At 53.3% G+C, this 21,034-nt stretch carries 17 protein-coding genes; 7 read left to right on the top strand and 10 right to left on the bottom strand.

The features are described from left to right. Positions 1-98: 98 nt before the first annotated feature. The gene (locus tag VMT71_09000) at positions 99-2,264 is read right to left on the bottom strand and encodes a PBP1A family penicillin-binding protein (GenBank protein ID HVN24098.1); all 2,166 of its coding nucleotides are present in this window, start codon (positions 2,262-2,264) and stop codon (positions 99-101) included. A 438-nt stretch (positions 2,265-2,702) separates the two neighbouring features. On the opposite strand from VMT71_09000, the gene glp reads away from it, so the two are divergent. The 7 genes from glp (at position 2,703) to VMT71_08965 (ending at position 10,398) form a co-directional block, all read left to right on the top strand. Further along, positions 2,703-3,923 (top strand): gephyrin-like molybdotransferase Glp, encoded by a 1,221-nt coding sequence (glp, locus tag VMT71_08995; protein HVN24097.1) that lies wholly within the window; start codon positions 2,703-2,705, stop codon positions 3,921-3,923. Continuing rightward, positions 3,916-5,826 (top strand): molybdopterin biosynthesis protein, encoded by a 1,911-nt coding sequence (locus tag VMT71_08990; GenBank protein ID HVN24096.1) that lies wholly within the window; start codon positions 3,916-3,918, stop codon positions 5,824-5,826. The genes glp and VMT71_08990 overlap by 8 nt, the downstream gene beginning before the upstream one ends. Further along, positions 5,813-6,787, top strand: a complete 975-nt coding sequence (gene moaA / locus VMT71_08985) for a GTP 3',8-cyclase MoaA (GenBank protein HVN24095.1) — start codon at positions 5,813-5,815, stop codon at positions 6,785-6,787. The genes VMT71_08990 and moaA overlap by 14 nt, the downstream gene beginning before the upstream one ends. A gap of 91 nt (positions 6,788-6,878) precedes the next feature. Further along, on the top strand, positions 6,879-7,361 hold the full coding sequence (moaC, locus tag VMT71_08980) for a cyclic pyranopterin monophosphate synthase MoaC (GenBank protein ID HVN24094.1): 483 nt from the start codon (positions 6,879-6,881) through the stop codon (positions 7,359-7,361). Between the two features lie 218 nt (positions 7,362-7,579). After that, complete coding sequence (locus tag VMT71_08975; protein HVN24093.1) at positions 7,580-8,017, top strand: MOSC domain-containing protein; 438 nt, start codon at positions 7,580-7,582, stop codon at positions 8,015-8,017. Then, positions 8,014-8,502 carry a MogA/MoaB family molybdenum cofactor biosynthesis protein gene (locus VMT71_08970; protein HVN24092.1) on the top strand — a complete coding sequence of 163 codons (489 nt, stop codon included), beginning with the start codon at positions 8,014-8,016 and terminating at the stop codon, positions 8,500-8,502. The genes VMT71_08975 and VMT71_08970 overlap by 4 nt, the downstream gene beginning before the upstream one ends. A 114-nt stretch (positions 8,503-8,616) precedes the next feature. Then, positions 8,617-10,398: a hypothetical protein gene (locus VMT71_08965; protein HVN24091.1), complete on the top strand. Its 1,782-nt coding sequence runs from the start codon at positions 8,617-8,619 to the stop codon at positions 10,396-10,398. On the opposite strand, the gene VMT71_08960 is transcribed toward VMT71_08965, so the two are convergent. The 9 genes from VMT71_08960 to VMT71_08920 all read right to left on the bottom strand — a co-directional run bounded on the left by VMT71_08960 (position 10,395) and on the right by VMT71_08920 (position 20,807). Beyond that, positions 10,395-11,732 carry an FAD-dependent oxidoreductase gene (locus tag VMT71_08960; GenBank protein HVN24090.1) on the bottom strand — a complete coding sequence of 446 codons (1,338 nt, stop codon included), beginning with the start codon at positions 11,730-11,732 and terminating at the stop codon, positions 10,395-10,397. The genes VMT71_08965 and VMT71_08960 overlap by 4 nt on opposite strands. A gap of 22 nt (positions 11,733-11,754) precedes the next feature. Next, complete coding sequence (locus VMT71_08955) at positions 11,755-12,168, bottom strand: DUF126 domain-containing protein (protein ID HVN24089.1); 414 nt, start codon at positions 12,166-12,168, stop codon at positions 11,755-11,757. A gap of 47 nt (positions 12,169-12,215) precedes the next feature. Next, entirely contained in the window at positions 12,216-13,724 is a 1,509-nt protein-coding gene (locus VMT71_08950; protein ID HVN24088.1) for a tripartite tricarboxylate transporter permease, read from the bottom strand. A 7-nt stretch (positions 13,725-13,731) separates the two neighbouring features. Continuing rightward, complete coding sequence (locus VMT71_08945) at positions 13,732-14,205, bottom strand: tripartite tricarboxylate transporter TctB family protein (protein HVN24087.1); 474 nt, start codon at positions 14,203-14,205, stop codon at positions 13,732-13,734. Between the two features lie 131 nt (positions 14,206-14,336). After that, a complete protein-coding gene (locus VMT71_08940; GenBank protein ID HVN24086.1) occupies positions 14,337-15,620 on the bottom strand; it encodes an aconitase X catalytic domain-containing protein in 1,284 nt (427 codons plus the stop codon). A gap of 143 nt (positions 15,621-15,763) precedes the next feature. Beyond that, complete coding sequence (locus tag VMT71_08935) at positions 15,764-16,753, bottom strand: tripartite tricarboxylate transporter substrate binding protein (GenBank protein HVN24085.1); 990 nt, start codon at positions 16,751-16,753, stop codon at positions 15,764-15,766. Between the two features lie 91 nt (positions 16,754-16,844). Beyond that, on the bottom strand, positions 16,845-17,831 hold the full coding sequence (locus VMT71_08930) for a tripartite tricarboxylate transporter substrate binding protein (GenBank protein HVN24084.1): 987 nt from the start codon (positions 17,829-17,831) through the stop codon (positions 16,845-16,847). A 149-nt stretch (positions 17,832-17,980) separates the two neighbouring features. Beyond that, on the bottom strand, positions 17,981-19,732 hold the full coding sequence (gene ilvD, locus VMT71_08925) for a dihydroxy-acid dehydratase (GenBank protein ID HVN24083.1): 1,752 nt from the start codon (positions 19,730-19,732) through the stop codon (positions 17,981-17,983). Between the two features lie 85 nt (positions 19,733-19,817). Beyond that, entirely contained in the window at positions 19,818-20,807 is a 990-nt protein-coding gene (locus VMT71_08920; GenBank protein ID HVN24082.1) for a tripartite tricarboxylate transporter substrate binding protein, read from the bottom strand. Positions 20,808-21,034: the final 227 nt, after the last annotated feature.

The following is a 21,034-nucleotide window of genomic DNA, read 5'->3' as shown; positions in this document are numbered from 1 at the left end:
CACGAAATATATCTTCTCCGCTTGAAGACCGAAGAAACTTATTATAAGTTAAACCGCTTTGGTCGAGGGGTCAAGACCGCAGATCCAAAATGCGTGCATCAAAACCACCGGCTACCTGGCTGCATAGGGTTCTCGGGTTCTGCGGGCACACCTGGCACGGGTACAGCTGGTACAGGCGGAGGAGGCGCTGTAAAATCGTCAGGCGGGTAGCGCCGAAGCGCCCCCGCCATGAAATTCATCCAGACAGGCAGGGAGACCCTGCCGCCGCTCTCTGCCTTGCCAAGAGAGGTCCTCGTGTCGAATCCGACCCATACTCCCGTGCATATAAAAGGCGAATACCCAACAAACAACGCGTCGTAGAAACTGCTGGTGGTGCCTGTCTTGCCTGCAACCGGGTACCCGAGCCGGCTCGCCTCTTTTGCAGTGCCGTACGTTGTCACGCCCTTCAAGAGCATATTCATCTGATACGCTATCTCGGGCGAGATTGCGCGGCTTTTGTTCGGCTCATTGCTCTCGAGGATCGTCCCTTTTTCATCTTCTATTCTCCGGATGAAAAGAGGCTGTACTCGGAAGCCACCGTTGGCGAACGCCGAAAAACCCTTCACGAGGTCCATGAGGGTAACATTCGACGTGCCGAGGGCTATGGAGAGATCACTCTCTATGTCTGCGGAAATACCTAGGCTTTCCATTGCGCGGCGGACCGAGTCGATGCCGACGTCTTCCAGGAGCCGTACGGTTGCCGCATTCTTCGAGTAGGCAATGGCATCCTTGAGGCTGATTGGGCCCATGTACACATTATCATAGTTCCGGGGTGTCCATGCCTTCCCTTCGGCGCCGGCGTATGCCTTCGGCTCATCGAGTATAGTCGAGTCAGGGGAATAGCCTTTCTCCAGGGCAGCGAGGTAAATGAAAGGCTTGAAGGCGCTTCCCGGCTGCACTTTCGCCTGTATCGCCCGGTTATAAGGGCTCTTCTCCGCGCTTCTTCCTCCCACCAGCGCCAGAACGTAGCCCGTATTTACATCCATGCAGAGCAGAGCCCCCTCTGCCCCCGACGATTTTAAGGGGACAAATTGCAGGAGCTTCTTTTTGTCCAGCCCCCTGTAGGTTCCTCTCACCACGTCACCCGGACGAAAAACAGCGTCCGACGCCTTGAGCAGACCCTTCTGTTTTCCCAGCACGACTGCGTAACCGTCGGCCATCTTCTCGGTAATGAGCACGGTGTAAGACTTACCCGCTTTGAGTCCCTCAAAGTGTATATCCTTCTCCTGGCCGGTCCCGAAGCTCTCCCAGCGCTTCTTTTCAAGCCGCGCGACCACAACGGGCGCGCCTTTGCGCTGATCATAGTTAGCGAGACCCCTCTTGATGGATTCTTCGGCCTGTTTTTGCAAAGAGCCGTCCACGGTGGCGTAAACCTTGAGCTGCCTTCGGTTAAAAACACCTTTACCGAACTTCTCCTCCACCGAACGCATCACCGTGTTCTTGAAGTAGCTGTCTGCAAAAACTCCGTCATCTTCCCGTATATAGATCTTTTCATTAAGCATTGACATTGCCGTTTTTTTGCTCACAAAATCTTTTTTCTCCATCTGATCTATCACATACTCCTGCCTTAGTCGCGCGAGTCCGGGGTGGTTCTTGGGTGTGTAACGAGCCGGGCTCTGAACCAGACCTGCAAGCAGTGCGGCTTCTGCCCTGGAAATCTGCCAGATGTGCTTGCCAAAGTAGACCTGTGACGCCGCCTCGACACCGTAAACCCCCTGCCCCATGTAGATGTTATTCAGGTATAAATTGAGTATTTCATGTTTTGTGAGGTTTCGTTCAAGACGGTACGCAAGTATTCCTTCCCTGACTTTCCGAAGCATGCTGCGCTCCGGCCCGAGGATGAGCGATTTAACAACCTGCTGAGTTATGGTGCTCCCGCCCTGCACAACCCTGCCGTGCACTACATTCTTGAAAAGCGCCCTTGCTATACTCAGAGGGCTGACTGCGCCATGCTTAAAAAATTCTGCATCCTCTGCAGCCAGGAATGCGTCTCTCACGTATCGGGGAATCTTGTCGTACGGAACAAAAACACGATTGTCAGGCACTATCACGTAAACAAGCTCGTCGTGTGCGCCGTAAATCGAACTCGTGGGTTTGTTGGTGAGATTCTTCAAAGCCACCACAGAAGGGACTTCGGTGACCAGAAAAACACACAGCCCGAGACCAAGAAGCAAAAATGAAACAAGTATCAGGGCGACGAGAAAATGCTGGCGTCTCTTTTTCAAAGACCTGACCCCATGTGCTTCCGGCCCGAAAAAACGCTATAAGATGTATTGATTTCGCCCATATGCTTCCTCTAAGAGTAGAACAGAAGCCCTCCCGAATTCAACCGGGGGACAGCCTTCTTCCTCCACATGAGCTCTGGAGGATCACCGTGGCAACATAAACGCATACTTAACATCAAAGGTTTCGTAGATATAACATGATATAGTATGAATGATAAAGAAATTATACGGTTGCTAACGCATAATCACGGTGTATGATGCTCGTTATTCACCAGCCATGATTCTGATCAAAACATATCATGCCGAAATGAAGATAACTGAAACGGCAGTTTCGCCAGCATCCGAACCAGTTCCGCACGCTTGTCCTGATTGACAATTTCCTCCATAATTGGTATATTTTTCTAGCGATTAACCTACCATTTTCGGTGTCATTACCACATGGAATTTTTAACTGCAGTGAGCCCCGGCGACGCGCTCGGGATTATCGAAACGTTTCCCCTTCCGGCGAGGAAAAGGGAGAATATCAGTATCGACAATGCCCTGGGGAGGATTCTTGCGCAGGATGTAGTTGCGCTGGAGGACATCCCCCCCTTTGTCAGGTCTCTCGTTGACGGTTTTGCCTTGCGGGTCCAGGACGTCTATGGAGCTAAGGAAACCACGCCGGCCCTTCTGGTGACCAAGGGCGAAGTAAGGGTCGGAGAAGAAACAGGCCTGCGCGTGGGTCCGGGTGAGGCGGTCTACGTTGCGACAGGCGCCATGCTGCCTGAAGGCACGGACGGCGTCGTAATGCAGGAACAGACACGCCAGACAATCCACGACCTCGAGGTAACCAAGGCAGTGCATAAGGGAGAAAACATCTGCTTCCAGGGCGAGGATATCCGGAAGGGGAACACGGTTATGCTTCCCGGAAAGCGCATATCGGCTTTTGACATTGGCGTGCTCGCTGCTCTTGGTATAGATAAGATCCAAGTCTACGAACTGCCGTTCGCAGGACTCATCTCGTCAGGAGATGAACTGGTTCCCGTGGAGGCCCTTCCCTCTCCCGGGAAAGTGAGGGATATTAACCGCTACACAATATCGAACCTGCTCTATCGCGCGGGCTGCTCTGTCCGCTTCGGCGGCATCGCCAAAGACACCCTTAAAGACGTAACCAGCAAGCTTGAACGGGCCAATGACTGCGACATTCTGCTGCTCTCTGGCGGCAGTTCCAAAGGGCAGAGCGATTTTGTCACCGCCGCCATTGAAAGTCTTGGAGGAAAGATTCTGTTTCACGGCATTAATGTGAGGCCTGGCAAGCCCACTATTTTCGGGACTCTCTGGGGCAAGCCGGTCTTTGGACTCCCCGGTCACCCCGTCTCCTGCTCCGTGATTCTCCTCCGGTTTGTACTCCCCATTGTAAAAAGACTCAGGGGAGAAGCAGAGACCATACGGTGCACAGTCCGGGCAAAGCTTGACACCAACGTGCCCTCTTCATATGGCATCGAGGAGTACGTGCGTGTCAATCTCTCCCACACGGACGGCACATACACCGTAACACCGATCTACGCAAAATCATCGGTGATCTCCATGCTGGCAAAGGCAGACGGCTACGTTATCGTGCCCGAAGGCCGGGAAGGCCTGGAGACCGGGGAAGAAGTGGAGGTCCATATCCTTGACTAAACGCTATCTCGATACGCTACGCAAAGAGGAGGCAGTGAGACGGGTGCTGGATGCAGTCAGCCCGTTAACGGGAGAAGAGCCTGTTCTCTCAGAGAGGTCTATCGGGAGAATAACGTCCCGGCAGGTCCTGGCTCGAATTTCGAACCCTCCCTTCACGTGCTCCGCCATGGACGGCTACGCGGTCGATTTCGAAAAAACGCTGCCTGCTGACCTCACCAATCCGGTCACGCTTGCGAAAGACAGGGATGCCACCCGTGTCAATACCGGGGACCCTGTTCCTGTGGCAGCCAACGCAGTGATCATGATCGAAGATGTGGAAGACAAGGGAAGCAGCATCCTGATCCGCAAACCGGTCTCTCTCTGGCAGCATGTGCGGATGGTAGGAGAAGATATCGTCGAAGGAGATGCACTTTTCCCGACCGGTTATCACATCAGGGTCATGGACGTGGGTCTCCTGATAGGTGCGGGTATCCGGGAGGTACACGTCAAAAAGCGCCCGAAGCTGCTTATTATACCCACGGGCCACGAACTCTTCGATGTGACAAAGCAATCAATCGGTTCGCTAAAAGAAGGGCAGCTGATCGATTTCAACTCCTACACACTCAAGGCCCTGGCCGAGGAGCTCGGTTTCGACACTGCAAAAGCAGAAATAGCGCGTAATAAAGGTGAGTTACACCACATACTTGACAAAGCATCTCATGAGTATGACGTAATTCTTGTAAATGCTGGCTCAAGCGCCGGCACTGAAGATTTCACTGAGAGCGTGATCAGCGAGCTAGGCACTGTCTTGTTCCACGGCGTGGCCATGATGCCGGGCAAGCCCACGCTTTTCGGCCTGGTACAGGCAAAGCCGGTGTTCGGGATACCAGGCTACCCTGTATCCACGGTTCTCGCCTTCAAGACCTTTGTCGAGCCTCTCTATGAGAAGCTGGTCTCGGCAGCGCTCACCAAGAAAAGCGTTACCTGCGTAACGCCCTACAAGCTCCCTTCGGCCATCGGCGTTGAAGAAGTGGTCCGGGTGAGCTTAATAGACAAGCACGGGCTTTTTTACGCCTATCCGCTCGCGCGTGGTGCAAGCCTGTTTACCTCCATGGCGCAGGCGGACGGGCTCGTCAGGATTCCCCAGAACGTAGAGGGCTATCTTGAAGAGGAGCAAGTGTTGTGCGAATTACTGAGGGACAAAGCAGACCTCAAGGGAAGGCTCCATATTCTGGGCAGCCATGATTTCTCCCTGGACGTGATGCGCGATATCATCAAGAAGAGCAACCCTTCCATGGATCTGCTCTCCACGCATATAGGCTCCCTGAGCGGTATCATAGCACTGCAGAAGGGAGTGGTCGACTTGTGCACCACGCATATACTCGACGAGAAAGAAAAGGTCTATAATATACCTGCGGTGAAAAAATATCTGGGCAGCAGGCCTGCGCTTCTCATCAACGTGGCGAAACGCATCCAGGGTCTGGTGCTGCCAAAGGGAAATCCGAAAGGTATTAAGGCTGTAACAGATCTTGCCCGCAGTGATGTCCGCTTTATCAACAGGCAGGTGGGCTCCGGCACGAGGATACTCCTCGATAGTGTGCTCGCTGAGCAGGGTATAAGCAGAGACGACATTCGCGGCTACAACCGGGAAGAATTCACCCATGCTGCGGTCGGGATACTGGTAAAAAACAAGATAGCCGATGTAGGGCTTGCTATTTACCCGATAGCGCACCTTTTCGGTCTTGATTTCATTCCCCTTGTGGAAGAGGAATATGATCTTCTCGTTACAAAGCAGTTCTCGGAAGACAAAAGATTTTCAGTCCTCATGGACGCGATAACCTCAGCTGAGTTCAGCCGCAGGCTCGGCGAGTTCGGCGGATACAACACTGACCAGACAGGAAAGACGAAATATGTTAACGGATAGATTCAACCGCGTTATCAATTACCTCAGAATATCGATCACCGACAGGTGCGATCTGCACTGCAAGTACTGTGTTGAGAAAGATTTTCCCTTTATACCGCACGATGAAATCCTGAGGTACGAAGAGATTGTACGGTTTGTTCGCGTAGCAGCCCGCCTGGGCGTCACAAAGGTGCGTCTCACTGGTGGGGAACCGCTGCGCCGAAAGGATTTACCCTTTCTCCTCGAAGAGATTGTGAGCACTGAGGGCATAGACGATATCAGCCTGACGACGAACGGCGTCAGCCTGGGAGAAAAAGTCCTGGAACTGAAAGAAGCGGGATTGCGCAGGCTGAATATAAGCCTCGACACGTTGAAGCGGGACAAGTTTAAATTCATCACCGGCGTGGATGCTCACGACAGGGTGCTTGACAGCATACAAAAAGCAAAGAATGCGGGATTGTGCCCGGTGAAAATAAATACGGTCATCATCAAAGACTTCAACGATGACGAAGTCCTTGACTTTGTGGCCTTCGCAAAGCACGAAAATGTGGAGGTGAGGTTCATAGAATTCATGCCCTTCGGCGACACGGGCCTATGGGACAGTTCAAAAGTAGTCACCTCTGCAGAACTGGAAGCCTTTATCAAGACGACGCACGACCTGGTGCCGTCAATGAACTCACATAAAGGACCGGCGCGCATGTTCAAAATACCGGGGCAGAACGGCAAAATAGGCTTCATCAGCCCCATGTCCTCCCATATATGCAGCGACTGTAACAGGCTGAGGCTTACGTCCGACGGAAAAATAAAGCCCTGTCTCTTTTCGGACACGGAATATGATGTCAAGGTATTGCTCCGAGGTAACAGGACGGATGACGAGATAGCAGAGTCACTCGTCAAAATTGTCCACGCAAAGCCCGAGAAAAAATTTGAATCGGGTGTCATAAGAAAGTGCCAGCGTAGCATGAGGGGCACGGGAGGATGAAAGGCAGTTTTGAGTTTTGAGTGCTGAGTTTTGGGTGATGAGTTGAGGGGCATTGAATTACTGATACTGTGAAGAACCAGAGGCTGACGGTATGAGACTCACACATGTTGATAAAGATGGTAAAGCCAAGATGGTCGATGTGGGCAGCAAGCCGGACACCGAGAGGCAAGCCATAGCCCGCGGTCATGTGAAGATGTCGCGGGAAGCCTACGACCTTGTGCGCAAAGGACACGGACCCAAGGGTGATGTCTTTGCAGTGGCCAAGGTCGCAGGTATCATGGGTGCAAAGAAAACAGCAGAATTAGTGCCGCTCTGTCATCCGCTTGCCATCACTTTCGTAGATGTTGTCTATGATTTTGCAGACAGCGACCAGACCATCGGCGTCACGTCGACGGTCAGGACCAAAGGGCCGACCGGGGTGGAGATGGAGGCCATCACCGCCGTGATGGTAACAGCCCTCACTATTTACGATATGTGTAAGGCAATAGACAAGGGAGTGGAACTGGGCCCCTTTTATCTCCTGGAAAAGAGCGGGGGCAAAAGCGGCATTTACAAGCGCAAGGCTAAAGGATAAGGGATAGAGGGAAAGACGTTGCGGGTTGCGAGTTACGGGTTCAAAAAACAGCGATTCAAAATGAAGCGAAAGCAAGTGAGATGAGCGGCAAGTAAAAAGCTTCAGATGCGCGAAGTTCCGAGACGCGTGGATCTTCGACGTACTCTAGTATGCCTGCGATCCCCCCGGCGAAGGGCGACAAAGCAGATGAACTTTTTACGCCGCCGCTTGGAGGCAGAATGAAGGGAAAGATAATTTCGGTTAATATCAGCGCCGACAAAGGCGAAAAGAAACACAACATACATAAATGCATGCTCAAGGAAGGCCACGGCCTGACAGAAGATGCCCATGCCGGGCCTTGGCATCGCCAGGTAAGTCTGCTCGCAACAGAGAGCATCAAGAAGATTAAAGACAAAGGTCTCGATGTCCATGCAGGGGACTTTGCCGAGAACCTGACTACGGAAGGTATAGATCTCCCTGCCCTGCCCGTTGGCACAAAGCTTAAAGTGGGAGAGAACATCATCATGAAAGTAACCCAGATCGGCAAGGAGTGTCATACGCGCTGCAATATCTTCTACCAGGTAGGTGACTGCGTTATGCCGCGTGAAGGCATCTTTGCGGAGGTTCTGACCGGTGGAGAGATAAAGGTCGGCGACGAGATAGAGGTCGTACAGTGAAGTATAAAGCCGTCGTTATCACGATCAGCGATAAAGGATCATGCGGCCAGCGCGAAGATACTAGCGGACCGGGGCTGCGGGACATGCTGAAGGGTGACTTTGAAGTGGGCGACATCATAATCATCCCGGATGAAGTCGATACTATTGCCAGCACCATCAGGCAACAGGTGGATGAGTTCGGCATAGATCTTGTCGTCACGAACGGCGGCACAGGTCTCAGCAAAAGGGATGTAACCCCAGAAGCAACACGTATGGTCATAGAGAAGGACCTTCCGGGCTTCGCTGAAGTCATGAGGACAGAGAGTTTCAAGATAACACCGACCGCGATTATATCCAGAGCCGTCTGCGGCATACGAAAAGAAAGCATCATCATAAATCTGCCTGGAAGCCCGAGGGCAGCGACCGAGTGTCTGGGATTTATCAAGCCGGCCCTGCCGCACGCACTGGAGAAATTAAAGGGCTCTACGGCCGACTGCGCCCGGTAGCTTGAAGCTGGAGCCGGCGCTCCCACTGACAATATAACCAAGCATTCGATAACTCGATATTCGAGCAGTCAGATACTCACCGGACAGCGGTTAAGACAGGAAAGTGAGGAATAGATGGAACGTATTGGCACATTCAGGTTTGTCGGCAACAAGGTGATCATGCTCTTGCGGGACAGGGTCTGCGAAACCCCTGAAGAGCTGCTGGCAAGCGAATTGTTTCTGCAGGTGCTCACGCGTTTCATCGATGACCTCAAGCGGAAGCACTCACCTCTCCTCGAGATATTTGGGAAGGAGCCCCAATCCATCCAGCTGCCTGATGTACAGGAGCTTGTTGACGTGTTTCAGGTTCTTCACAAGCTGAACATTGACGCGGTTTCGAAGCTGGTGAAAAACGGAGACCGTTATATCAAGAATCCGTCGCTCCTCCTGACATTTGCTGAGAATCTGTACAATTACTGGAGACAGTTCGAGCGCTTCATCATATGTGACTCAACCGGTGATCGCCTGGACAAGCGTCCGTATCGGACCTTCAATTCAACAATCGAGTCCCTTACTCATCTGGTGCGCCAGACGTATCGGGATGTGGAAGAGAATATTACAGGCCAGCATCCGGCTGTATACCGCCAGGTAAGCGCGGGCGCTGAAGTTGCGGTGATTGCCTTGCCGAAACAGATTGCGTTACCTGAGGGTAGTTACCAGAAACTTCGCACCATCCCGCTTATACGACAGCTTCTTCTTTATCCGCCCCTCTTGCTCAACCCGCCGATGAATAAGAGAACAGGCAAGTTCGAACGGATCGCGGGCAACCCTTTGGACCTGCTGGACATCAACCCTGTGGAGTGGCTTTGCTATCCTGCTAAGGTAGGCCCCTTGTTGATTCTTGTCTACATTCATGAAAAGTTCTTCGAACTCGGCCTTTCCCTGTGCAACCTGTTTGAAGTGGCGGAAGATGACTTCCTCGATCGTCCAATAGATGCGGTCTATCTTTTTGGCGTTCCTGGAAATGCGCTCGATTCTCTTGCTCCCATGCCCACCGTCTTTTACGATGACGTGGAGAACGGCCTGCTTGCCGCAGCCTGTCCGAATAATAATGAGTTTGCTTATTTCGGATATCTTAAGAAGATGGTATTGACGCTCCACAACATCAAGATCATGAAAATGGGAAGAATGCCTTTCCATGGGGCCATGGTGAGGATAGTGACAAAGAACAGCGGCTCGTGGACTGTGCTTATCATCGGCGATACAGGAGCAGGAAAATCGGAAACCCTTGAAGCCTTCAGGACCATCGGGGAGGCCGCTATTGAAGAAATCATCATCATTGCCGATGACATGGGATCGCTCGAAACAGATGAGCGCCAAAAGGTCATGGGCTACGGCACAGAGGTGGGCGCATTTGTGCGATTGGATGATCTCCAGCCGGGTTATGCCTTCGGCCAGCTCGACCGATCGATCATCATGAATCCCAACCAGGTGAATGCGCGGATCGTACTGCCCGTGACCACCTATGAGCAGGTGGTGAAAGGCTATCCTGTGGATATGGTCCTGTACGCCAACAACTATGAAGAGGTTGACGAGGATCACCCGATCATCGGGCGTTTGTCCTCCCCGGACGCAGCCCTACATGTATTCCGCGAAGGGACAGCCATGAGCAAGGGCACCACCACGTCGACAGGGCTGGTGCATACCTATTTCGTGAACGTCTTCGGAGCGGTTCAGTACAAACCTTTGCACGACCAGATAGCGAAGAAGTTTTTTGAAGCCTTTTTTGACAACAACACCTTCGTCGGGCAGCTCAGGACAAGGCTCGGCATCCCCGGCCGGGAGAGAACAGGACCGGAAGAGGCAGCGCGAGCATTATTGTCTATGCTATCAGGCGAGATGGGTAACGCGGTCTAAACTTCCAGGATTGCCCCGCGCTGCTTCAACTGCTTCTGAACAATCTCAGGTGAAATCTCTCTCGGTATTATTTTAGAGTCTGCAGAGTGCGCAGCGAGAATACCTGCGGCCTCTCCCATCGCGAACGCCGGCCCTATCACACGCGCAGAGGCGTGCGCTGCGTGCGTAGCAGACAAGCAGCGTCCCGCGACCAGCAGGTTTTCAACGCCCTTTGCAATGAGACAGCGTAAAGGTATCGTGTAGTAGTCGTCCTCTATTTCAATAAACTTCCAAACAATTCTTCGCGTCTCAGGATCGTGCGTCTCCATGGGCCATGCACCGAGCGCAATGCCGTCGTCAAATTTCATGCCCTTGAGCACGTCCTTCTCTTGCAGCACGTATTCCCCTTGAACGCGCCGTGTCTCTCGTATGCCTATCTGGGGCGCAAAGGAAGAGAGCTCCGCATCCTCAAATCCCGGGAGGTACTTTCTGAAAGCCCTGATGTATTCCAGCACCTGCTTCCTGCCCTCCATCTCAGCCTTCGTAAGATCCTGCGCATCTGTGGCAATCAGATCCGGAACGCTGACAATGTTGGCGCTCACGAGCCCCGAGGGAAGCGCAGGGTTGAGTATTCCGTCAGGCCGCTTAAAGCCGTACTCTCCTGTTTTGACCGCGTCCTCCAGCCTCTCTTTCACCTTCGGTGTCGTCAAGTCGCGCATCTTCTCTATGTCGACATGTATCATCCTGAACATGGTGGTCAACGTCTGCAGCCTTCCCTTCTCGTCTCCCATCTCACAAGGAACAGCCGCCCTGAACGCCACGTCGCCGTCGCCGCTCGCATCAATAATGATTCTTGCAAGAATAGCACGCCTTCCCGATTTGCCCTCTACGATCACGCCTGTAAGCCTGCTATTCTCTTTCTCCCACAGCACGTCCGTCACAATACTGTGATAGAGGAGCTCCACACCGCTCTGTACCGCTAATTCTTCAGACACGAATTTGAATATTTCAGGATGGAAGCGCAACGAAGCAATACGCGGATCTACTTTGGAAACCCCTTTTTCCGTGACAGAACCTCGTTCCCTGAGACGTTCGCGGAGACTCGTCGCGATCCCTCCGATGATCAGCTTCTTCTCTGAGCCTGTGGTGAAAAAACCGCAGAAAGATCCCACCATGCCCGCAGTGGCCATCCCTCCTAGGAAGCCATACCGCTCCACGAGAAGGGTGCGGGCGCCAGACTTTGCCGCAGCTATACTCGCTGCTATACCGGCTCCGCCGCCGCCTACTACCAGCACATCATACTCCCCCAGTACCTCTGTTTCGCGGGCCTCTTCACGTATCTTCTTAGTTGTCATGCGCTCCCTCTTCTAGAACTCTTTACTTTTTGGTTATCTCGACAATACCATTGTCCGCGTCCACCCGAACCCAGTCTCCCGTTGCGATCACTTTCAAGGGATCTTGATCAAGGTCGGTGATTGCCGGTGCGTGCATCACCACTGCACCGAGCGCCACCTTGGTGGTCATTTCATTAAAGAGCAGCGCCGCCGGCGCCATGCCTGCCGAACGAGCCACGTGGAATCTCGTTGACCATCCCGAAGATCCCTTGGCACCGGGAAAGACCAGAACTTTGCCCTCGAAGCTCTGTCCGGAAAGTTCATGCCTGCGGTCAATGACAATTCCTTTCATGGGGTCAATTCCTCCCCAGCCGGATAGTGTTTCCGTCGTCACAAGGGCTTCGCCTTCTGCGCATCCTCCCACCACTTTCCTGCCATGTAACACGATTTTGTCCACGTCCGCTCTCCCTGTGCCTTTAACCTTGATCCTTGCGCCTCCGGCTTCTAATCCTCCTCGGTAATCACTTCGCTTCTCCTCTTCTGCACGAAGGGAATAATGGCAGAGAGAAGGAGGGCTGCCGCTATAAGGAGACATATAGCAGACAGGGGTCTTGTCACAAATATGCCTATGCTGCCATCCGACAAAATCAATGCCTGCCGAAGGTTCTTTTCGAGCAGCGGCCCCAGCACAAAAGCCAGCACCAGGGGCGCCGGTTCATAACTCAATTTCCTCAGGACATAACCCAGGATCCCGAACACGAACATCACGTAGAGATCAAAGACGTTGGCACTGATACTGTATGCCCCGATAAAACAGAATAACAATATCAACGGGAAGAGCGTCCTGTAGGGAACTTTCAGGATCTGGACCCAGACGCTTATCAGCGGCAGATTCAGCACCAGGAGCATAGCATTACCCACGTACATGCTGGCCACAGTTCCCCAAAAGATCTCGGGATGCTCCGTAATGAGCAAAGGACCAGGCTTGACCCCGTGTATCATGAGCGCCCCAAGGAGCAGCGCCATGATAACATTGGCAGGAATGCCAAGAGAAAAGAGCGGGATGAAGCCGCTGCTGGATGCCGCATTGTTGGCAGACTCCGGACCGGCAACACCCTCGATGGCCCCATTACCGAACTCCTCCGGATGTTTTGAAAACCTCTTCTCTGTGGCGTATGAGACGAAGGAGGATATCACCGCGCCGCCGCCCGGGAGTATACCTAATAGAAAACCAATAAAGGTGCCTCTGCCGATGGGCTTCGCCGATCTTCGCCAGTCCTGTTTTGTCGGAAAAAGGTCTTTGAAACGTGTCTTGAGCACTTCCCGCTTCTGGCCCAGTTTTTCGAGATTGAGAAGTACCTCCGATATCCCGAAGAGCCCCATGACGAGCGGAACAAGCCCAACACCATCTATGAGCCCCATCAGCCCGAAGGAAAAGCGGGCCTGGCCGGTGATCACATCCTGTCCGATAAGGCTCAAGAAAAGCCCGAGCCCTGCCATGACAAGACCTCTCAACACCGAGCCCTGAGTAAGATAGGTGATGAGAGAAAGACCGAGACACATGAGAGAGAAATACTCTGAAGGCCCGAACATCAGGGCTACTCCCGCTAAAGCGTTGGTCATGAACATGAGACCGAAGAGACCAAGTGTCCCTGCGATGAACGAACCGAAAGCTGCGATACCGAGAGCGGGCCCTGCCCGGCCTTTCATCGCCATCTGATGTCCGTCGAGACAGGTGACTACCGAGGCAGCTTCACCGGGAATGTTTACCAGGATTGACGTTGTCGAACCGCCGTACATAGCGCCGTAATAGATGCCGGCCAGCATAATAATGCCCGTGACCGGCGAGATGCCGAAGGTTATCGGCAGGAGAATAGACATGGCCCCTACCGGACCTATGCCCGGCAGCACGCCGACAAGGGTACCGATAAAAACGCCGAAAAAGCAGGAGAGCAGATTCCAAGGATGGAGCGCTATACCAAACCCATAGAACAGGTCATGCAGTATCGTCATAGGTTCACTACCACCATGGAAGAATTCCCCGGGGAAGCTGGCAGTGGAGCCACACTTCAAAAACGAGGTAACTTACCAGAGCCGTCACAACTGAAAAGAAGAGACTCCAGAAATAGTTCTTTTTCTCAAGGTCAAAAAAAAGGCCGAACATAAGCAGGAAGGTGGTCAGCAAAAAACCGGCCGGTTCGATAAGAATGATGTACGCAAGGAGAAGAACCAGCGTGTAAACGAGACGTGGCCAAGCACCGATCTGGAAGTGTTCAGCACTGACCGACTGTTGCGGCCGGCGCATGTGTACGGACCGCGCAATGGCCATCGCCAAGCCCATCGCAGCAACAAAAATGCCGGTGAGCAGTGCAACAAACCCCGGCCCCGGCTGATGGAATGAGCCGAGATCAAACCGGAGCGCGAGCAGGCATATGACGAAGCCGATGCCGATCCAGACAATTCCTTCAACGGTTCCTGTCTCCTTCTCCACCATGGTAGTGCCTGCTCTCCGCCTGATTGGCCCCTGACGCTTCTCACGCCTTCCTTGCTATTTAGACCATTCCATGAGCGCTTTACCTTCAGTGCACCCTCCGAGCATTCTTCTGCGGTGCAAGGTGATTGTCTTCATTTCAGTTCACCCCTCCACTGTCCGCTCACTGCCGCTTCAATGCAGTCCTGCGTGGTCCCGAACCATGTCTGGAGACCCAGTATGGAAGGCATGTAGTGCGCCTGCTTGCCCGAGTCGGTCGCAGCCACCTTCGCGCCTTTGGGCATGACGTGCGCGAGCGCCGGGCACGTATCGGTCATCAGGATCCCGCCTGCGTCCGTGATAATCTTCGTATAGCCGTTCTGGTCGGCAATCTCTTTCAGCGCCCGCGGAGTGAAGATCCAGAGATTGGTGTCTTTGTGCACTCGCCTGCCCTTCAGCATCTTGCAGACCTCCCACACCTGATCAATTGAATAGTGCGGACAGCCCAGCATGACAAAATCAATACCTCTGTCTCCGGCCGATGAATTCAGGTTATCATAGGCCAGCTGCCTCTCCCTCGTGCCAAATGTAAGAGTAGTCTCCGGCTTCTTCCCTCCGAACGCCGCATCCAGAGACGGTGCTTCAGGCGTGATCCCAACGACATGATACATTTCCACTCCGCCGGACGATGCCGCAGCTGCACCGCAATGCTTCAGCCTCGAGAGCGTAGGGGTCCGGCGCACACCGCTCAACACAGGCACCCTCTCCTGGACGGCCTCGCCGACATAATAGCCCAACAGGTTCCAGTCCATCACACTCTCGACATCATATTCAACTTCCACCAGATGTGTGCCGAGACGATTCTCGTCAAGGTGGTAACCCCAATAAGGTATCTTGCCCGTAAGGCTTGCGGCAGCGCTGCTTTCTCGTCCTTCACAGTTCATACGGGCACCCAAGACCGAATTCGCATAAATCACCGCGGACGATTCCATCCACGCGCAGTGCTCACCCCTGACCGGTACATTCCCGACAAGGTACGGCGTACAGGTGTTCATGAGCTGCACGCCGATGCGTTTTGCAAACGCAAGGCTCTTCATGTGCAGCTCATAGACACTGCGGCTGACTCCCTCGATCTCCCAGTGATCCGGGTCCAGACCCTGAATGAGATGATACGTGCAGGCCTTCACCTCCGGGATTTCCACGGCCTCGCTTGAATCAAGGGCAAATTCAGAAAACACCGCATCGAAGCTTCCCGTCTTGTCCACAAGGTCGCGTATAAAGGGGCCCGATGCCCCGATCGCGACACAGACATTGTTCGTGTCAATAAACCGCTCTGCTCCCAATGCCTCGCCGTAGCGCACAAGAAGGTCCATGGCCTTCTGTCTGGCAGGGCCTTCTGCGCCGTCGAGCATAGCCTTCTCGTAGTCACTCAGCTTCATATATACTCTTATGTTTCGTTCGCAGTAAAAAACGGGAACTTGAGCCTGTCACAGTCTCGCCGATTGCGGGCCACTGGCTAATTGTCTTTCTTTTCTACCTCCTGTCACTTGTCACTACTCGCTATTCACTAGCCACTGCTTTCTCATTTCACCAGTCCCTGCTCTTTGAAGAATGCCTGCGCGGTCACCTTGTAGTGTGCGAGATATTTTTCGAACGTGGCTGCGTCATCATAATCCACAGGCATATCCATGGCCTTATTCTTTTCCTGAAACTCCTTGTCATCGAGAATCTTACGAACGGTCTCATCGATTTTTTTCACGACATCGTCCGGAGTTTTCTTTGGCGCGAAGAGACCGAGGAAAGCGACATACGGCAGTTTGTATCCCAGTTCAGGCAATGTGGGGACATCAGGCACAGAAGGGGCTCTTTTCGGAAGAGCAACCGCAAGCACTCTCAGTTTCTTACCGTCCACGAGGGACCTGATTACATAAAGGATGGGACTGCCCACGGGAATGTGCCCCCCGAGGAGCGCAGGTACCTCGGTCGCGTCACCATCAAACGGAACGTCCACCATGTTCAACTTCTCCGCCTTAATTATACTGATCATGGTCACATACGGCGTGGTGCTTTTTCCGATATGGCCGAATTTCGTGCCGGGATTCTTACGGGCATACTCAACAAACTCCTTCATGCTGTTCCAGGGCGCATCAGCTTTTACAGCGATTGCCACAACAGGAGCGTGAATTTTTGAGACCGGCCGGAGCGCATCGCTGGAGTACGGCGCCGAATAAAAGTAGGTATAGACTTCCGGCACGGCAGCCGAACCGGGGAAATACCCGAGCGTGTAGCCGTCAGGCTTGGCGGAAGCCACCGTATAGCCTCCAACCGTGCCAGCCCCGCCGGTCTTGTTTACCACCACGACGGGTTGTTTGAGCTGTTTCTCCATAAACTGCGCCAGAAGCCGTGCGCCCATGTCAGTGGAGCCTCCCGGCGGAACACCGAGCACTATTGTAATCGTTCTATTCGGGTAATCGGATCCCGCAGCAGAAAGCGACGCAGCAAACAATCCCGCTTCAACACTGGCCAGTACTAGAAGACAGAATATCAATGCCACCCTTCTAGCGATTCTCATGCCTCCTCCTCTCACGTGTCGCCGTTTCTCTCGTCACTTCTTATTTCGCCGTTATTCACTTGTCACTATTCACTCTCCACTCGTCACTTTCTTACTTCACCATCCCCTGTTCCTTGAAGAACGCCTGCATGTCTGCTTTCCACTGAACAATGTACTTTTCAAAACCCGCGCCATCCTGATAACTCATTGTCAGATCAAGTGCCTTGTTCCTCGCCTGGAATTCCCTGTCCTGCATGATCTTATGTATGGTGTCATCGAGTTTCTTCACAATGTCGTCGGGTGTCTTTTTGGGAGCAAAAACCGCAAAGAAAGAAGCATACACCGGCAGCTTGTAGCCCAGTTCACCCAGAGCCGGGTATTCAGGCGCAATGTCTACTCTCTTGTCACTGCTTATGGCGAGTACTTTCAGCTTTTTTGCCTGGGCTAAGGGTTTTACTACCGCGTACGCCGGCAACGCAACGGGAATGTGGCCGCCCATGATTGCAGGCATCGAAGCACCATCACCGTCAAAAGGCACATCCACCAGTTTCAGTCCCTCAGCCTTGGCAATGGACGTCATGATGACGTATTGCAGACCGCCTTTGCCATTGTGGCCGAATTTCGTACCGGGATTCTTTCGCGCGTACTCTACGAAGTCCTTCATACTGTTCCAGGGTGAATCTCCCTTGACTGTTACAGCAGTGTTAAAGAAATGCGAGCGGCAAATGGGCCTCAGGTCATTGGTCGAATAGGGCGCGGAATAGAAGTACGTGTAGACTTCGGGACAGGCTGCTGAATTCATGAAAAAACCAAGCGTGTACCCGTCAGGCTTTGCCGAAGCCACAGCATAGCCGCCTGTCGTCATAGCGCCACCCGGCTTGTTAACGACCACCACGGGCTGCTTCAACTGCTTCTCCATGGCTTCGGCAAGCAAGCGCGCAGCCACGTCTGTCAAGCCGCCTGGCGCCATCGGATTAATGAGTGTAATAGCTCTGGTGGGATACGTTGTTTCAGCAGCGTGCAGAATGCTCAAACTCGGCGCAAGCAGCAACAGCCCTGCCAGTATGAAGCATACCTTGATTAATGTCTCATACCTCACTTGTCTCCTTCCTCCTCATAGCCGTCAGGGTTCAAGGGTTCAAGTAAAAGGCTCCACCCTGTTGCTCTATCGTCCATCGTCCAAGTCCGCCGCCGCGGACGGTCGTCCCTCGGCTCTCCGGTGCCCCGTGACCCTTGACCCGGGTTTATTCAAAAATCTTCCCACCGAACGGGCCATCCTGCGCCCTGGTCCGCCTGAAGGGCCGTCCTCGCGTACATGGCAATCACTCCTGTCAGATGAGACGGATCGGGCGGCGTCCAGCGAGACTTTCTCTTTTTCAGTTCTGCTGCCGACAATTCCACGTTGAGCCCCCGGTTGTGAATATCCACGCGAATCCTGTCGCCGTCCTGCAGTAGCGCAAGAGGTCCCCCTACCTGGGCCTCGGGACAGACATGGCCGATGGCAAGGTAGCCTTTTGTGAAGCCGGAAAAACGACCATCCGTGATAATAACGATATCCTTCACCTGCGCGAGCTTTAGAGCCCTCACCACGCTCAGGCCACACGGCATTGCAGGTCCACCCCTTGGTCCGATGTACCTGATGACGAGGGCGTCTCCCGCCTTTATTGGGGTCGGCTTTCCCGAGAGCAATGCTTCTATCGTCTCATTAACCGAATTGAACACCCGCACCGTATAGGTCTTCTGCAGCAGATCCTTGTTTTCGACAATGGTATGCCGCGTCACCGCACCCCTGGGCGCAAGGTTTCCTTTCAGAATAGCCAGCGCGCCTTCCGGCCATATGGGGTTCTCGAGAGGCCGGATAACATCGGAATCCTTGAGCTCCACTCCTGCCAGATTCTTACCGACGCTCTGCCCTGTGACGGTGATGCATGTCTCGTCGAGAAATCGCCTGATCCGCTTCATCACCATCGGCACACCACCCGCCTTATGCAGATCCGAGAGTGTGTAAGGCCCGGAGGGCACAACGCCGCAGAGCGCAGGAACCTTCCTGCTTACCGCATCCCAGGTGTCCAGATTGCAGGGTATGCCCGCCTCGTGCGCATAGCTCTGGAGGTGGATGAGGGAATTCGTTCCGCCGCAGATCGCCATATTTGTGGCTATCCCGTTCCTGAGCGCGTTGAGAGAAAGGATGTCCCGCGGTGTGACATTCTTCTGCGCGAGGTCTACAATCCTCTTGCCTGTCTCCTTCGCCTGCCATATCTTCTCGGCCGCAACCCCCGGAGAGGTACTGGAGCCTGGCAGCGAAAACCCCATCGCCTCGGTAAGTAGCGCAAGAGTATTCCCTGTGGACATCTCACCGCAGGCACCCGCTGATGCACCGCAGCAGTTGGTGACCTCTTCCATCTTGCACTCAAACTCGTCGATAAGTTCGGGCGAAGCTTTCAACTTCTGCAGCTCCCGGATAATAATCTCCTGACCATCCACGTAGCCGATGTTCTTTCCTTCGTATTCGGAGGGGATCATCTGTCCGCCTCCTATGAAAATAAATGGCCGGTTCAGGCGCAGCGCCGCAAGCATCATGCCTGGTATAATTTTATCGCAGGCTCCAATACCGACCCATCCGTCGCACCAGCCTACATGCAGAGCTGACTCTATTGACGTGAGGATCGCTTCCCGCTGAGGCAGATCATAGTGGGCCGCATCAAGTACCGTTCTGCCCAGCATGGTGCATGGGCCGATCACGTTAATCTCAAAGGGCATTGCGCCTGCCATGCGGATGCCGGCTTTCACACCTTCTGCCACAGCCCGCAGGTGGATATGACCCGGCGACTGTTCGCTCCAGGAATTGACAACAGCAATCCTTGGCAGGGAGAGCTCCTCGCTTGTGAAGCCCATGGCCTTAAAAATACATTTGTGGCCGTACTCCATCCGGAACTGCTCAAACTGCTCCAGCGTCTTTATTTCAGCACTGCGCGTTGATTTACTTTTCTTACTCTTCACTCTGCCTCTCTTTCCGGCCACTGGTCAGTCGTCGCTGTCTCGTCATCTATCATTAGCCACTAGTCACTAATTACTAATCACTGTCTCACTTCACCAGCCCTTCGCTCTTGAAAAAGGTCTGTATGTTTTCTTTGTATCGCACGAGATACTTGTCGAATGCTGCCGTGTCTTCATATTCAACCGGCATATCCATGCTCTTATTCTTCTCCTGGAATTCCTTGTCCTCTGCAATCCTGCGCACCACATCATCAAGCTTTCTGATAACCTCATCCGGCGTCTTCTTCGGTGCATACAGACCGAAAAAAGGAACGTACGCCAGTTTATAGCCGGCCTCCCCGACGGTCGGTATATCAGGTGCTGACGGCGCTCTCTTCTGGAGACACACCGCGAGTACTTTCAACTTCTTTCCTTCCACTAACGATCGTATGACGTAGAGCACAGGCGTTCCAACCGGGACATGGCCGCCAAGGAGCGCCGGTACAAGGGTGCCATCACCATCAAAAGGTACATCAACCATCCGCAAATTTTCAGCCCTCGCGATAGTAGCCATGACAATGTACTGGATAGTGCTTTTTCCTATATGACCGAATTTCATGCCCGGATTTTTTCTTGCGTACTCCACGAGCTCTTTCACATTGCTCCACGGTGCATCTGCCTTAACCGCAATTGTTATCACAGGAACGTGAACGCGGCAGATCGGCCTCAAGTCTGCGCTTGAATACGGGGCTGCATAAAAATAGCTGTAAATCTCAGGCATACTTCCGGCACCTGGAAAGTAGCCGAGCGTATAGCCATCCGGTTTTGCCGAAACGACAGCGTAACCACCGATGGTACCTGCTCCGCCGGGTTTGTTCACCACGAGTACGGGCTGCTTCAGTTGTTTTTCCATGAACTGCGCCAGAACACGTACGGCCATATCCGTAGAACCGCCCGGCGGAACACCGATCACGATCGAGATCGGTTTATTCGGATAGTCAGAACCAGCGGCAAAGAGAAGAGAACAGTTCAGCCCGATGGCAGCTAAGGCGATGAATAAGATATATACAAGGATCCTGCTATGTATCCGCACTCCCATGTCCTCCTCCTTTACGCGGTCACGTGACGCGGGGGCCTACCCTTACCTACCCTTGCTCTTGTTCCCCGTAACGTTACTTTCATTTGGATGCTTTGTCAAGACACCGGATTGCCCATTTTTTGCCCTTTTTATCCCGGTACTTCTGCTTCTTCCGTTGTTGACCATCACAACCTGTTGTGCTACGCTCGTACCGTGCCGGAGCGGCCCGCCTGCAAATCTGTGAGAAT

The organism is Syntrophorhabdales bacterium (assembly GCA_035541455.1).
Taxonomy (GTDB): domain Bacteria; phylum Desulfobacterota; class Syntrophorhabdia; order Syntrophorhabdales; family WCHB1-27; genus JADGQN01.
This window is presented reverse-complemented; position numbering and strand designations above follow the sequence as displayed.

Bases quoted from the DNA above. Each gene is read 5' to 3' on its own strand.
- VMT71_08960 (HVN24090.1), bottom strand. From the start codon at position 11,732: ATGACAACTAAGAAGATACGTGAAGAGGCCCGCGAAACAGAGGTACTG.
- moaA (HVN24095.1), top strand. From the start codon at position 5,813: ATGTTAACGGATAGATTCAACCGCGTTATCAATTACCTCAGAATATCG.
- VMT71_08945 (HVN24087.1), bottom strand. From the start codon at position 14,205: ATGGTGGAGAAGGAGACAGGAACCGTTGAAGGAATTGTCTGGATCGGC.
- moaC (HVN24094.1), top strand. From the start codon at position 6,879: ATGAGACTCACACATGTTGATAAAGATGGTAAAGCCAAGATGGTCGAT.
- glp (HVN24097.1), top strand. From the start codon at position 2,703: ATGGAATTTTTAACTGCAGTGAGCCCCGGCGACGCGCTCGGGATTATC.
- VMT71_08920 (HVN24082.1), bottom strand. From the start codon at position 20,807: ATGGGAGTGCGGATACATAGCAGGATCCTTGTATATATCTTATTCATC.
- VMT71_08965 (HVN24091.1), top strand. From the start codon at position 8,617: ATGGAACGTATTGGCACATTCAGGTTTGTCGGCAACAAGGTGATCATG.
- VMT71_08950 (HVN24088.1), bottom strand. From the start codon at position 13,724: ATGACGATACTGCATGACCTGTTCTATGGGTTTGGTATAGCGCTCCAT.
- VMT71_08935 (HVN24085.1), bottom strand. From the start codon at position 16,753: ATGAGAATCGCTAGAAGGGTGGCATTGATATTCTGTCTTCTAGTACTG.
- VMT71_08975 (HVN24093.1), top strand. From the start codon at position 7,580: ATGAAGGGAAAGATAATTTCGGTTAATATCAGCGCCGACAAAGGCGAA.
- VMT71_08940 (HVN24086.1), bottom strand. From the start codon at position 15,620: ATGAAGCTGAGTGACTACGAGAAGGCTATGCTCGACGGCGCAGAAGGC.